The following is an 11,309-nucleotide window of genomic DNA, read 5'->3' as shown; positions in this document are numbered from 1 at the left end:
CGTCATCGCCGCACCCTCAACAATTCGGCGACGCCGTCGCCCGCAAGGCTGAAGCCCAGGCCGGTCAGGACAATGGACACGCCGGGGAAAACCGCGATCCACCAGGCCGTGGTCATGAAGTTCTTGCCGTCGGCGATCTGCACGCCCCATTCTGCCAAAGGCGGCTGCGCGCCGAGCCCGAGATAGCCGAGGCTGGAACCGAGCAGGATGGCCAACGCCATATCCGTCATCCAGTAGATGATTGCCGGGGTGATCGCGTTTGGCAGCAGGTGGCGAAAGATGATGCGCATCGGAGTGTAGCCCATGACCCGGCCGGCATCGGCGTAATCGAGGCGCTTCTGCACCTTGACCTCGGCTGCGACCAGTCTTGCATAGAACACCCAGCCGACGACGCCGATTGCGACATACATATTTCCAAGCCCCGGCCCGAGGACGGAGACGACGGCAATGACGAGGACGAGGAAGGGAAAGGTAACGACGGCATCGACAACGCGGCCGAAAATGGCCTCGGTGATCCCGCCGGCATAGCCGACGAACGCGCCGACGAGCGTGCCTATGATAAAGGGCCCGGTCGTTGCAAACACGGCGATCTGCATGTCGATCGTATAGGCGTGGATCACACGAGAAAGGACGTCGCGGCCGTAGCTGTCCGTTCCGAAAGGATGTGCCCAACTTGGCCCCTTGAGCAGGGCATTGTAGTCGAACACGGTGGGATCATAGGGTGCGAACCACGACGGGAAGAAGGCGAGCAACAGGCTGAACAGGAGAATGATCCCGCCGGAGATCAGCGTGCGCGGAAGTGCAGCCGGCTTGAAGCGCGACTTTTTTGCAAGCGGAAGATCGGTAACGGCAGCAGTCATCGGGCGATCCTCGGATCGAGCCACGCCTGAACGATGTCGGTCAAAAGGAAGGTCAACGAGACGAGGACGGCAAGCGCGATCGTCAATCCCTGGAGGACGGGATAGTCACGGCCATAGATGCTGTCGATCATCAGGCGGCCGGCGCCGGGAACCGCAAACACGGTCTCGGTGATGACCCCGCCCCCCAGCAGCGAGCCGATCTGCAGGCCAAACAGAGTGACGGTGGAGATCAGGGCATTGCGAAGCACGTGTCGGAACAACACGATGCGGGAGCGCAGGCCCTTTGAGCGTGCGAAATCCACGTATTCGGCATTAATGACGCCGATGATCGCCGCCCGCAGATTGCGCATGAGGACTGCGGCAAAACTCAATGCCAAGGTCACAGCCGGAAGAAACAGGTGGTAGAGCTTGCTTCCGATCGTATCGCCGTAGCCGCCTACCGGAAACCACTTCAGGTTCGAAGCAAACAGCGTCAGCAGCAGAATGCCAATATAGAAGACCGGCATCGACAGGCCTACCTGGAAGGCGCCGCGAATGACGGTATCCGGCGCCTGCTCGCGCCTGAGCGCAGCAACGAAGGCAAGTGGAACGGCCAGGAAGAGTGCAATTACCGCTGCCATGCCGATCAGCATCAAGGTGACCGGGAGGCGTTGGGCGATCAGCTGCAGCACCGGAATTCTAAGACTGATGGAATTGCCGAGATCGCCGGTGAAGATGCGACGGACAAAATAGAAAAACTGAACGATTACAGGCTTGTCAAGCCCGAGGCTCGCATTGATGCGGGCGACGTCTGCATCAAGAGCGCGATCGCCGAGCATCGCGCTTGCCGGATCTCCCGGCAGAAGCCGGATCAGCACGAAAGTCACGACCAGGATGAAAACCACGGTCGGTATCATCTGCAAAATGCGACGGATTATGAAACTGAAAAGTGGCAAATCCCCGCCCCTGAATTGCTGCTGGCATCAAAGCCGGCGCGGACAGACATCATGCCTGTCCGCACCGATCCCCGATATTACTTGTCCAGCCAGGTCTTGGAAAAGATGTTGTTGCCAAGTGGGATCTGCAGGAAGCCGTGCACTTTCTTGTTCAGCGCGACCGGATATGGCGTCTCGTAAAGCGGAACGATCGGGCCGTCCGCATTGTAGATCTCCTGGATACGAGTGTATTGCGCGGCGCGCTTCGTCGCGTCGATCTCCTTTTGCGAAGCATCGAATAACTTGTCCGCCTCGTCGTTCTTCCAGCCGGTATGCAGCGCACCGATCGTCGGCGAATAGACGAAATAGGACGTGATCTCGTTCGGGTCGGCGATATCGTCGGTCCAGGCCGCTTCACGCATCGTGAAGGTGCCGTCGCGATATTGCTGGGTGCGGCTCGGATTATCAACTTGCTGCAGGTCCAGCTTCACCCCGATCTGGGCCCACATCTGCTGCAGGGCCGTGGCAATACCGACTTCGTCCTGGTTGCCGGCAAGCACCAGAATGCTCGTCGAGAAGCCGCTGGCAAAGCCAGCATCCTTCATCAAGCCCTTTGCCCTTTCAAGATCGTAGGGAAAGAGCGGCTTGTTGCCGGTATGCAAGGGCGTCGCAGTCGACATGTAGGATGTCATCGGCGTGCCGACGCCATGGGTAACGATCTGAATGATCGCGTCTTTGTTGGTCGCATAATTCAGCGCCTGGCGCACCTTCGGGTTGGACATCGGATTGTCCTTGCCGCCGAGCTGCGGGCGAACGTTCAGCGTGATGTACTCGACCCTCGTCGACGGAAAGAGCTTCATGTCCAGATTGCTTGCGGACTTCAGCTCGTCGACGCGCGAATAGGGAATGAACTCGGCACCATCAAGTTCGCCCGAATTGAGCTTCAGGATGCGCGTCGCGTCGTCGGGGATGACCTCGAAAGTAATGCCGTCCAGATAGGGCAGCGGCTTGCCATCTTCTCCTACGCCCCAATAGTTCGGGTTGCGCGTCAGCTTCATTGTCGAACCACGATCCCAGGATTGCAATACGAACGGCCCGGAGCTGATGGGATGTTCGGCAAAGGCTTTTGCCTTTTCGGCATCGGTGGCGCCGGCGGAGGCTTCGAACGCCTTTTCCGGCATGATACCGGTGTTGAACACCGTAAGCGCCGTCAGGATCGCCGGATCGGGGTGCTTCAACTTGAGGACGATGGTCTTCGCGTCGCTTGCAGTCACGTCGCCGACAGAGCCGACAATGAAATTCCAGATGCCGTTATCAGCCTTTGCGGCGCGCTTCAGCGACCAGGAGACATCCTCCGCAGTGATTGGCGAGCCGTCTGAGAACTTGATCCCGTCGCGCAGCGTCAAGGTCACGCTCAAGCCGTCGTCGGCGACCTTCCACGCGGTTGCAAGGCCCGCCTGAACGCCCTTGCCGTCATCGGTCGGCAGCAGGAGCGTGTCATAAAGGTTGGAAAGGATCCAGATGTCGACATTGGCGTCGTTCAGGACCGGATCGAGGAAAAGGCTATCGGCATAACGGCCATAGGTCATGGTGCCGCCGCGCTCGACGGCGTAGGCCGAGGCGCTGGTGCCGACAAGAAGTGCTGCGACGAGAGCCGCCTTGGCGATCGTTTTCATGACATTCCCCTTGTTATTAGAAATTTGGTAAGTGTTCTTATTGGCTATAACGATTTCACGCGTTTTCCACAGAGTCAATCGGATTCTTATATGTTTCAACGAAGGCTGAAACAGCAATTGACATGCTAAAGTCGGGGATGCAGGATAATCGTCATAGTTCACTATAACAGCTAGATCGAATCCATACATGGAGTTCTTCATCGATCGCGAGCTTCCGGTGCCGCTTCGCGCACAGCTCCAGGGTCTCATCGAATACGGCATTGCCTGCGGCGAGTTGACTGCAGGCGAAATGTTGCCCTCCGTGCGAGAAATGGCCGAGAAGGTCGGCGTTGCTCCGATGACGGTGAGCCAGGTCTATGCGGATCTCAAAGCTGCGGGGCTGATCGACGCCAGGCCGGGCTCCGGTACGTTCGTGACCGACAGCCTTCAGACGCGCCTTGCCAACCGCGCCGATGCAAGCGGCATTCACAGACACATCGACCAGCTGATCGACGAGAGCCACGCGCTTGGCATCCGCTCGACGGAACTTGTTTCGTTGATCACCTCTCGCGTTTTCTACCGCGAGAGCGTCGGCCCGAGATTTCGGATCGTGATGATAGGCCTATTTCCCGAGGCTACGGCAAGCTACGCCCGTTTCATCGCAGCAAGGCTCGGTCGCGGCGTGACCGTTGAGCCGCTGACCGTGGCCGCCATTGAGCGTGAGCCACTGGCCAAGGCGCGGGCGAACTCGGCGGACCTAGCCATCACCTTTGCCAACCGTCATCGTGAAGTTACGGGTCTGGTGGCGAATACCAAGGTCGTGACCATCAGCTTCACGCCGTCCGAAGAAACGCGTCTGGCTCTGGCTTCACTGGATTCGCTGACGTCGATCACAGTCGTGTCACGCTTTCCGGATTTCCTTCCGATCATGAAGAGCGGCGTGCAGCGTTTTGCGCCGCATGTCAGCGAGATCGCGGCGGCGACACTCGAAACCCCGGGCCTGGAAGCACTGCTGGCGACGGCAAGTGTCGTTATCTACGCTTCCGGTGCGGAGAGTATCCTCTCCCGGCTTGCCGAGGGCACGCAGGCAATAGAATTCCGGCACGCACCCGACACCGCCGACATTGAGCGCGTGGTGGTCCCGATCATTCGCGCTGCAGGAGTTCAGCCGCAACCAGCCGAGACACCGACGCCAAAACGGCCGGCAACAATAGACTGATAAAGACCGGAGGAACGCATCATGAAAATCTCAGAGGCCAATTGGCAGCAGATCGAAGCCTATCTCAAGACCGACGACCGTGCGATCTTGCCGCTCGGCAGCACCGAACAACATGCCCAGCTGTCGCTTTCGGTCGATAGTATCCTGTCGGAAAAAGTGGCTGCTGACGCTGCCGAACCCCTTGGCATTCCAGTCTTCCCAGTCGTCGCATATGGTATCACACCCTATTTTCTTGCCTATCCCGGCACGATCAGCCTCAGGATGGAAACCTATGTCCGTATCGTCAGGGATATCCTCGATGGCCTGAAGCATCAGGGCTTCCGACGCATTCTGATCGTCAACGGCCATGGCGGCAACCAGCCTGCAGGTAGCCTTGCCGTCGAATGGATGGCCGACAATCCGGGCACGACCGTCAAGTTCCACAACTGGTGGAACGCGCCGCAGACGCTTGCCAAGGTCCAAGAGATCGACACCGTCGCCTCGCACGCCTCATGGATGGAAAACTTCCCCTGGACGCGTCTTCCCGGCACGACCCTGCCAACCCAGCAAAAGCCGATGATCGATCTTGCCCGCATGCGGGTGATGGGGCCGGATGCGGTCAAGGCCTATCTCGGCGACGGCAATTTCGGCGGCTATTATGAGCGATCCGACCAGGAGATGTTTGCCGTCTGGGAGGTCGCGGTGAAGGAGACCCGTGCCCTTCTCGAAGGAGGCTGGGCATGAGCAACCCGATCGTCATCTGGGGAGCCGGCGCCATCGGCGGGACGCTTGGCGCTGCCTTCATCCGCGCCGGACACGACGTTATCTTCGTCGACAATGCCGCCGATCATGTGGCAGCCATCAATGAAAACGGCCTCAGGATCGAAGGCCCGATTTTTGAGGACACGGTAACGGCAAAGGCATTTTTGCCCGAAGACCTCGAAGGTACCTATGAGCGCATCTTCCTGTGCGTCAAGGCGCACCATACGGAAGCTGCAAGCTATGCGTTGGTCAATCACCTGGCATCCGACGGCTATGTCGTGTCCGCTCAGAACGGTCTCAACGAGCGCGTGATTGCGCCGATCGTCGGCATCCATCGTGTCATCGGGTGCTTTGTCAATTTCGGCGCCGACTACCTCAAGCCCGGCGTCGTGCATTATAGCGGCCACGGCGCCGTTGTCGTCGGCGAGCTGGACGGCAAGTTGACGGAACGTATCGAGACGATCTACGCAATGTTGCGCCAATTCGAACCAAGGGCGGTTCTGACCGACAATATCTGGGGCTATCTCTGGGGCAAGCTCATCTACGGCGCGCTTCTCTTCGGTACGGCGCTGACCAATGACAGCATCGCCGACGTACTTGCCAATTCGAAGTACCGGCCAGTGCTGACGCGCCTGGCGCTCGAGGTCGGCAAGGTCGCCGGCGCCAACAACGTCGTGCCGGAAGCGTTCGATGGGTTCGATCCGACCGCATTCGCCCCGACCGCCGCTTCTTCCGAGACGACCCGTTCCTTCGACGAGATGGTGGCCCACAACAGAAAGTCGCTGAAGTCGCATTCCGGCATCTGGCGCGATCTCGCCGTTCGCAAGCGCAAGACCGAGGTGGATGCGCAGGTCCTGCCCGTGGTCGAAATCGGTCATTCGCTCGGCATCCCGACGCCGCTTGCCGCCAAGGTGATTGCAATGATCCACGAGATCGAGGACGGCAAACGGCCGCTTGATCTTGCCAATCTCGATGAGCTCGCAAGGGATGTCGCATGAACATCGAATTCAACGGGAAGACCGTTATCGTCACCGGTGCGGCGCACGGCTTCGGACGGGCGATAACCCAGGCCTTTGCTTCGCGCGGCGCAATCGTCCACCTCTGCGATGTCAATGAGGCGGGCCTAGCTGAAACAGCCGCCCTCTGCGGGGCCACGACACGCTCGCATATCCTCGACGTCGGCAATCGAACCCTCGTGCAGGAGACGGTGGCGGCAATTGCCGCAATGTCAGGCACGGTCGATATTCTCGTCAACAATGCCGGCGGGGTGCTGGGTCAGGTTGGCCGGCCGATCGAAGAGATATCCGAACAGGACTGGCGGTCGATCTTCGACGTCAATCTTTCGGGCGCCTTCTTCATGGCGCAAGCGGTCGCACCTGTCATGAAGAAGCAGAAATCCGGTCGCATCATCAACATATCGAGCGGTGCCGGGCTTAGCATCTCGCTGACGGGCATCCAGGCCTATGCCAGTGCGAAGGCTGGCCAGATCGGCCTCACGCGCCAGCTTGCCCACGAACTTGGCGCCTGGAACATCACCGTCAACAATGTGGCGCCCGGCTTTGTTCGCTCCAATCCGACCACCGAACGCCAATGGGATGCGATGGGCGAAGAGGGCCAAGTGAAGCTCCTGCAGAATATTGCGCTAAAGCGCCTCGGCGTGCCCGACGATATCGCCGCCATGGTGATGTTCTTCGCCTCCGATTTTGCCAACTGGATCTCCGGCCAGGTCATCAGCGTGGATGGCGGCAAATGAGCGATATCCAAGCCTATCTCGACGCGCATTTCGCCGAGGCGCTGGACGATCTCAAGGCGTTCTGCCGCATTCCGAGCGTCAGCACCGACCCGGCCTATGCCGCGGGCATTGCGCAAGCCGCAGCGTTTGTTGCCGATCGGCTGACGCGGGCCGGTTTCTCGGGCGTGGAGCTGCTGGCGACCGGCGGACATCCCGCCGTCTTCGGAGAGATTATTTCTGACGCAGCCCTGCCGACGTTTCTGGTCTACGGTCACTACGACGTGCAGCCGCCGGACCCGCTCGAAAAATGGAAGACGCCGCCATTCGAGCCAAGTGAGCGCGACGGCCGGCTCTATGCCCGCGGCGTTTCCGACGACAAGGGCCCGCTTCTCATTCCGATCCTGGTGGCTGAGGCTTTCATAAAGACCGCAGGCAAGCTGCCGGTCAATCTCAAGGTCCTCATCGAAGGCGAGGAAGAGTCCGGCAGTCCGCATTTCGAGGCGACCCTTCAAGCCTATTCCGATCGCCTCGCCTGCGATCTCGTCATCTCGGCCGATGGCGCCATGTGGCGGCCGGACAGACCTTCGGTGACGGTTGCAAGCCGCGGCCTCGTGGCGCTTGAGATCACCGTGGAAGGTGCATCGAAAGATCTACACTCCGGCCGGCATGGCGGCAGCGCGCCCAATCCGATCGCGGCCCTTGCATCGCTGCTTGCTTCGCTTCATGGCGAGGACGGCCGCGTCTCGGTCGATGGATTCCTTGATGGCACTCACCCGCCCGATCCAACGATTGTCGCTGCCATCGAAGCAGCTAACTTCGATACCGACGCCTATTACCGCGACATCGGCTCTCCCCTGCCGGACCCGATCGCCTCGGGTCGCAAGCTTCTCATCCGCCAATGGCTGGAACCGACGCTGGAATTCAACGGCATTTCCGGCGGCTATCAGGGCGCAGGCACCAAGACTGTCATCCCCTCCGCCGCCAGTGCCAAGATCACCTGCCGGTTGATCGCGGGACAGAAGCCGGATCACGTCGTCGAGGTGATTGCGAGACATCTCAAATCCCGTCTCCCACCGGGCTTTGCGCTCCAAGTCCACAGACATGGCCCTGGAAGCGAGGCTTTCTTTGTCGATCCGAAGCTGCCAGCGCTGGAAATTGCAGAAGGCGTGCTATCGGAATTGCTCGGCCAAAAGCCGCTGCGAGTGGCGATGGGCGCGACGATCCCGATCGGCGCGTCGTTCCGCAAACATCTAGGCAGAGAGGCGATCTTCTTCTCCTTCTCCACTTCTGACGAGGACTATCACGCGCCAAACGAATTCTTCCGGCTGGCGAATTTCAGCATCGGCCTCACCGCCTGGGCGATGTTGCTCGATAGGCTTGGTGCCGCTCACGCTTGAATTTATTGGACGACACCATTTCCGGATGGCATCCATGGACTTCAGCGTCTGGCCATCACGGACGCTGAAGTTTGACCAAGGCAGGATCAGATAGATGAAACAGCGGGATTTCTTCAAGCCGGGCCGTTCGGTGGCTATCGCGGACAAGGGCATGGCCGCAACGTCCCATCCGCTTGCAACACTTGCCGCCCTCGACATCCTTCGCGCTGGCGGCAGCGCTGTCGATGCGGCGGTTGCCGCCGTCGCGCTGCAATCGGTGATCGATCCGCTCATGACTGGGATCGGCGGTGATTGCTTTGCGCTTTATTGCCCGGCCGGCGGCACACCGATTGCGCTCAACGGCTCCGGTCGCTCGCCGAAAGCGGCCAACCTTGCCTACTACCTCGAACGGGGCTTCACTTCTATCCCCGACGACAGCGCCCATGCGGTCACTATCCCCGGCGCGATCGACGCCTGGTGCAGACTGGTCGCAAGCCACGGCGCCCTCGACATGGCGCGGGTACTGGCGCCGGCGATCGCGGCTGCCGAGGATGGTTATGTCGTCACGCCGCGCGTTGCCCACGACTGGGAGCGCCACAGCGAGCGCGTCGCCAAGCATCCGGAATCTGCCGCGTATTTCCTGCCGAATGGCCGCGCACCAGCTGTCGGCGCACGGGTCACAAACACGGCACTGGCAGCTACCCTTCGGTCGGTCGCGCGCGATGGCCGCGACGGATTTTACAAAGGGACGGTCGCCGAGGAGATCGCTTCGGTGCTGAAGTCGCTCGGTGGACTGCATGACGAAGACGATTTCGCGAGCTACAACGCCTTCGAGACGACGCCGATCTCCGGCAAATACCGCGGCCGTGATCTCTTTGAGTGCCCGCCGAACGGACAGGGTCTGGCGGCCCTGCTCATCACCCGCATTCTCGATGGCTTCGACCTTCGGGACCTGAAGCTCAGCGAAGCCGACCGCATTCATCTTTTGGCCGAGGCGACCAAGGCCGGATATGCCCGCCGCGATCAGCTGATCAGCGATCCGCAACATATTACCTTCGACATCGACGAGTTGCTGTCCGACCACTCGATCGACGCCATGCGCCGGGAGATCAGCTTAGAGCGCGCCGCTCCTGCCTCGGTCTGGGATGCACCGACCCACAAGGACACCGTCTATGTCTCGGTCGTCGACCGCGATGGCAATGCCGTGTCGCTGATAAATTCGGTGTTCATGCCGTTCGGCAGCGGGATCTATGCGCCCCGCTCCGGCGTCCTGCTGCAAAATCGCGGCGCGGGTTTCGTGGTCAGGCAAGGTCACGCGAATGCCATCGGCTCCTGCAAGCTGCCCTTCCACACGATTATCCCGGCTATGGTGATGGAAGGCGGCAAGACGCAGATGAGCTTCGGCGTCATGGGCGGCCAGTATCAGGCCTGCGGTCACGCCCATATGCTGAGCCAGATCTTTGATCGCGATCTCGATCCGCAGCAGGCAAGCGACCAGCCCCGCAGTTTCTCCTTCGGCGGCAGGCTGGCGCTGGAGCCGACGATCGCCGAGGAGGTGAAATCGGACCTCGACCGTCGCGGCCATGTGACGGAGTGGGCCGACGAGCCCATCGGCGGGGCGCAGGCGATCTTCATTGACCATGAGCGCGGCGTGCTGCTTGGCTCGTCCGACCATCGCAAGGACGGCATCGCGCTTGGATATTAGCCTCGCCCGCCGCTTTCCGGTATCGCTATAGGTTGACGCCGGCGCAGGCGGCGGCGCGTCTCCGATGCGCTTTCGCTGAAATGAGCCCGATAACTGCGGGAAAAGGCTGATGCCGAATTGAAACCGGTCGCCGCGGCGATGTCGGCAAAGCTTGCCTTGGTCTCGATGACCTTGCGACGGGCGGCGTTGAGCCGCAGGGCCAGATAGTGAATATGGGGTGCGACGCCCATGCCCTCCTGGAACAGGGTCTGCAGATGCCGGGCACTGACGCCCACCCTTCGCGCCAACCGGGCAAGGACGATGGGCTGCTCGACATTTTCTTCCATCAGCCTGACGGCCTCGGCGACGCGTGCATCGCTCATCCGTAGCCCTGTCGTCGAGCGCATCAGCAAAGCTTCGGCCGGAGCACCGTTCTGCTCGTAGATGAACAGGCGGGAGACCTCGATTGCCAGCGAATATCCCTGCCTGCGGCGGATGATTTCCAGCATCAGGTCGACCGTCGGCAACGAGCCGCCCGTCGTGATCCGCTTGCCGTCGATGACGAAGCGATCGCGCACGGTCCTCACATTCGGATAGGTGGCGCTGAAATCGTCGAAATCCTCCCAGTGCGTCGTCGCAGTCACCTCATCGAGGAGGCTTGCTTCGGCCAGCAGCCAGCTTCCCGACTCGATGCCGGCGATCATCGACCGGTGCCGCGCCGTCTTCGATAGCTGCATCTTCATAGCCGTGGTGGCGCTACGTCGCCAGTTGTAGCTGCCCAGCACAAAAAGCGGCGACGTTTCCTTGTCCGGCCGGAATGCCGCATGCGCCGGCACGGGAATCCCACTCGTCGTATCGGCTGGCGCTCCGTCAGGGGTAAAGATGCGCCAGCGATAGATCTCGCTGCCGGCGATCCGGTTCGCACCACGCAGCGGCTCGATCACCGAGGCAATCAGGATCAGATTGGTTTCGGGCAAAACCAATAGGTCGATATCGAGCGGGTCGTTGGACGGCGTCAGCACGGTGCGGTGAGGATCTCCAAGTTCCGATAATGTATAATCTATATCTATAATTGCAAAGCAATTCGCCTCTGCTTGCCTCGTAATGCTCTCAAACGAGGGAGAACAA

Annotated in this window: 10 protein-coding genes; 6 read left to right on the top strand and 4 right to left on the bottom strand. The window is 60.4% G+C overall.

What is annotated here, in order from left to right; genetic code table 11:
• Positions 1–2 precede the first annotated feature (2 nt).
• From AB4Z52_RS23070 to AB4Z52_RS23060, 3 genes are all read right to left on the bottom strand, one after another.
• Positions 3–860, bottom strand: a complete 858-nt coding sequence (locus AB4Z52_RS23070; protein ID WP_442220226.1) for an ABC transporter permease — start codon at positions 858–860, stop codon at positions 3–5.
• Positions 857–1,795 (bottom strand): ABC transporter permease, encoded by a 939-nt coding sequence (locus AB4Z52_RS23065; RefSeq protein WP_442220225.1) that lies wholly within the window; start codon positions 1,793–1,795, stop codon positions 857–859. The genes AB4Z52_RS23070 and AB4Z52_RS23065 overlap by 4 nt, the downstream gene beginning before the upstream one ends.
• Positions 1,796–1,872: 77 nt before the next feature.
• Positions 1,873–3,450: an ABC transporter substrate-binding protein gene (locus tag AB4Z52_RS23060; protein ID WP_442220224.1), complete on the bottom strand. Its 1,578-nt coding sequence runs from the start codon at positions 3,448–3,450 to the stop codon at positions 1,873–1,875.
• A gap of 187 nt (positions 3,451–3,637) precedes the next feature.
• Between AB4Z52_RS23060 and AB4Z52_RS23055 the strand changes: the two genes are divergently transcribed.
• The 6 genes from AB4Z52_RS23055 (at position 3,638) to ggt (ending at position 10,202) form a co-directional block, all read left to right on the top strand.
• Positions 3,638–4,648, top strand: a complete 1,011-nt coding sequence (locus AB4Z52_RS23055; RefSeq protein WP_442220223.1) for a GntR family transcriptional regulator — start codon at positions 3,638–3,640, stop codon at positions 4,646–4,648.
• Between the two features lie 21 nt (positions 4,649–4,669).
• Positions 4,670–5,371, top strand: coding sequence for a creatininase family protein (locus AB4Z52_RS23050; protein WP_442220222.1), 702 nt, complete (start codon positions 4,670–4,672; stop codon positions 5,369–5,371).
• Complete coding sequence (locus AB4Z52_RS23045; RefSeq protein ID WP_442220221.1) at positions 5,368–6,387, top strand: ketopantoate reductase family protein; 1,020 nt, start codon at positions 5,368–5,370, stop codon at positions 6,385–6,387. Before AB4Z52_RS23050 ends, AB4Z52_RS23045 begins: the two co-directional genes overlap by 4 nt.
• Positions 6,384–7,142 (top strand): SDR family NAD(P)-dependent oxidoreductase, encoded by a 759-nt coding sequence (locus tag AB4Z52_RS23040; protein ID WP_442220220.1) that lies wholly within the window; start codon positions 6,384–6,386, stop codon positions 7,140–7,142. Before AB4Z52_RS23045 ends, AB4Z52_RS23040 begins: the two co-directional genes overlap by 4 nt.
• The gene (locus AB4Z52_RS23035) at positions 7,139–8,518 is read left to right on the top strand and encodes a dipeptidase (RefSeq protein ID WP_442220219.1); all 1,380 of its coding nucleotides are present in this window, start codon (positions 7,139–7,141) and stop codon (positions 8,516–8,518) included. The genes AB4Z52_RS23040 and AB4Z52_RS23035 overlap by 4 nt, the downstream gene beginning before the upstream one ends.
• Positions 8,519–8,612: 94 nt before the next feature.
• A complete protein-coding gene (ggt, locus tag AB4Z52_RS23030) occupies positions 8,613–10,202 on the top strand; it encodes a gamma-glutamyltransferase (protein WP_442220218.1) in 1,590 nt (529 codons plus the stop codon).
• On the opposite strand, the gene AB4Z52_RS23025 is transcribed toward ggt, so the two are convergent.
• On the bottom strand, positions 10,199–11,203 hold the full coding sequence (locus AB4Z52_RS23025) for a GlxA family transcriptional regulator (RefSeq protein ID WP_442220217.1): 1,005 nt from the start codon (positions 11,201–11,203) through the stop codon (positions 10,199–10,201). The two genes, ggt and AB4Z52_RS23025, sit on opposite strands and share 4 nt — an antisense overlap.
• Between the last annotated feature and the right edge of the window lie 106 nt (positions 11,204–11,309).

It is taken from the genome of Rhizobium sp. 2YAF20 (assembly GCF_052114685.1).
Lineage (GTDB): Bacteria > Pseudomonadota > Alphaproteobacteria > Rhizobiales > Rhizobiaceae > Rhizobium.
This window is presented reverse-complemented; position numbering and strand designations above follow the sequence as displayed.

Excerpts from the sequence above, each read along its gene's own strand:
- AB4Z52_RS23055 (WP_442220223.1), top strand. The coding sequence starts at position 3,638 with ATGGAGTTCTTCATCGATCGCGAGCTTCCGGTGCCGCTTCGCGCACAG.
- AB4Z52_RS23045 (WP_442220221.1), top strand. The coding sequence starts at position 5,368 with ATGAGCAACCCGATCGTCATCTGGGGAGCCGGCGCCATCGGCGGGACG.
- AB4Z52_RS23040 (WP_442220220.1), top strand. The coding sequence starts at position 6,384 with ATGAACATCGAATTCAACGGGAAGACCGTTATCGTCACCGGTGCGGCG.
- AB4Z52_RS23035 (WP_442220219.1), top strand. The coding sequence starts at position 7,139 with ATGAGCGATATCCAAGCCTATCTCGACGCGCATTTCGCCGAGGCGCTG.
- AB4Z52_RS23060 (WP_442220224.1), bottom strand. The coding sequence starts at position 3,450 with ATGAAAACGATCGCCAAGGCGGCTCTCGTCGCAGCACTTCTTGTCGGC.
- AB4Z52_RS23070 (WP_442220226.1), bottom strand. The coding sequence starts at position 860 with ATGACTGCTGCCGTTACCGATCTTCCGCTTGCAAAAAAGTCGCGCTTC.
- ggt (WP_442220218.1), top strand. The coding sequence starts at position 8,613 with ATGAAACAGCGGGATTTCTTCAAGCCGGGCCGTTCGGTGGCTATCGCG.
- AB4Z52_RS23050 (WP_442220222.1), top strand. The coding sequence starts at position 4,670 with ATGAAAATCTCAGAGGCCAATTGGCAGCAGATCGAAGCCTATCTCAAG.